This is a genomic window from Massilia sp. P2_C2 (assembly GCF_056404615.1).
In genome coordinates, this window is the sequence record NZ_JBFUDR010000543.1 from 1 (window position 1) to 2,094 (window position 2,094).

At 66.3% G+C, this 2,094-nt stretch carries 1 pseudogene; it reads right to left on the reverse strand.

Features of this window, described 5'->3' with window-relative positions:
- Positions 1-2,094: pseudogene (locus tag AC1DYX_RS30635) on the reverse strand (hypothetical protein); the annotation flags it as partial.

A 2,094-nucleotide genomic window follows, 5' to 3' on the forward strand; every position in this document is an offset into this window, starting at 1 on the left:
ACCGAACGGGCCCTGCAGGACCGAACGGGCCCTGCAGGCCCTGGCCGCTGTCCGGCTGGTCGAAGCTGGTGTAGCTGACGCTACGGTATTTGCCGTTGGTGGCGCTGATGACGTTACCGTTGTCGTCGTAGCCGTAGCTGGCGGTGTAGCTGCCCGCCACGCTGCGCACCGCGTGCGGCTTGCTGCCCGCACCGCCACCCGGCGCCACGTAGCTGAAGGTGCCGACGTCACTCTTGCTGATCAGCTGCCCCACGGCGTTGTACTGCAGGTTGACGGTGCGGCTGAGGTTGGGGATGGCCGGTGCGCTTACCGTGTAGCTGGTCAGGCGGTTGAGCGCGTCGCCATAGACGAAGCTCTCGCTCACCGCGCCGGTGCTGACACCGCCGCTTTCGTCGCCGTTGTCATCCACCCGGCCCATGAGATTGTTCAGGCTGTCCCAGGTGTAGTGCTGGGACAGTACCTTGGTCGGGCTGGCCGCAAGGCCGGTGGCGAGGTCGGTCACCCGGCCGGTGTTGGCGTCGAAGACGGCCTTGGCGGTCACACTGTTGGCGCCACCGCCGTCGCTGCCGTAGACCTGTTGTTCCGCCTGGCCGCGGGCGTTGACGACCCGGCTTTGCCACAGCACGCTGCCCGCCGCCAGGGTGACGCTGGCCGCCCGCCCGCCCTGGGCGTCGGGCAGAGGTGCGACGTTGGCGGTGGTCCCCAGCAGCAGTTTTTCCAGCCAGCCGCCGGTGGTGTAGGCGTAGGTCACCTTCACGCCGGTCGGATAGGTTTGCGAGGACAGGCGGCCGGTGCTGGCCTCGTAGCTCACCGCGCTGATGAAGCTGGGGCCGTTCGTGACGGTGGTGCGGCTGCTGGTGGGGCGCCCCTTGTCATCGTAGGCGTACTGGTGGCTGACATTGTTGGTGGCGCTGCTCTGGCACAGCTTGCCTTTGCCCAGGGCCGGGTTGGCGGCCATGCACGAGCTGCCGTCGGCGTTCCTGTCATAGCGCCAGGTGCTGGTGTATTCGGGCTCGACACGGCTGGTCACGCGGCCCAGCACGTCATAGACCATCGTGGTCTGGGTGCCGCCCCTGGCCTGGTTGGGACTTTGTTCCCACACCAGTTCGCCCAGCGCGTCGTAGGCGTAGTTCCACACGCCCATGTCCGGGTCTTGCAGCTGGGTCTTGCGGCCGCGGTAGTCATAGACCAGCGCGGTCGCGTTGCCCGTTGCGTCAATGGTCTTGACCAGGTTGCCGAACGCGTCGCGCTGGTGGATCAGGGTGGCGCCGGCGGCATCGGTCACGACAGCCAACTGGCCGAGGGCGTTCTTTTCTTCGATGCGCTGCTGGCCCTTGTCGTTGAACGTGGTGGTCTTTTGCCCGCTGTAGGTAAAACGGGTCACGGCCACGGTACGGCCGCCGAAGTTGGGGCCGTAGCCCATCGTAGTGTGCGTGCTGTTGCCCTTCGGGTCGGCCACGAATACGAAGGTGGAGCGTCCGAGTGCGTCCACTTGCACCCAGGTCAAGCCGACATCGTTGCTGCCGGTCGTGTTCGAACTCAGGGTGCTGGCGAAGTAAGGTTGGGTTTGCTGGACCTTCACACCGTACTGGTCGTACGTGCTGTCGGCGTAGATCGGCACGCGGGCGAAGGAGCTGCTCTGTGCGCTGCCGTCGAAGCTTTCCGTGACACGGCGGATTTCCCGGCCCAGCGTGTCGGTGTAGATGCGCTGGTACGGGCCCATCGCCACGCCACTGGCGTCCAGCGGCACGCTGTGCACGAACATCATCGTGTCGGGCAGGAGTTCTCCGTTCGGGGGCGTGGGGCAGTTCAGGGGGTCGCCGTTGGCGGTACTGCTGTTGCTGCTGGTGTCCACGCCCTGCCCGGCGATGATGCAGTAGGCCGTGACGACGCTGGTACCGTCCGCGTGCAACTCGCGCGTGACGCGTCCGAAGTCGTCGTATTGCCAGCTGGTCGTCAGGCTGTTGGGGCCTGTGAGGCTGAGCATGACGCCAAAGCGCGGGTCGTAGCTGCGGTTCTCGCTGAAGGCCAGCCCGGCGGGGTCCACGGTCTGGGTGGTGGCGAACAGGCCTGCGGGAATGTTGACGTTGACGT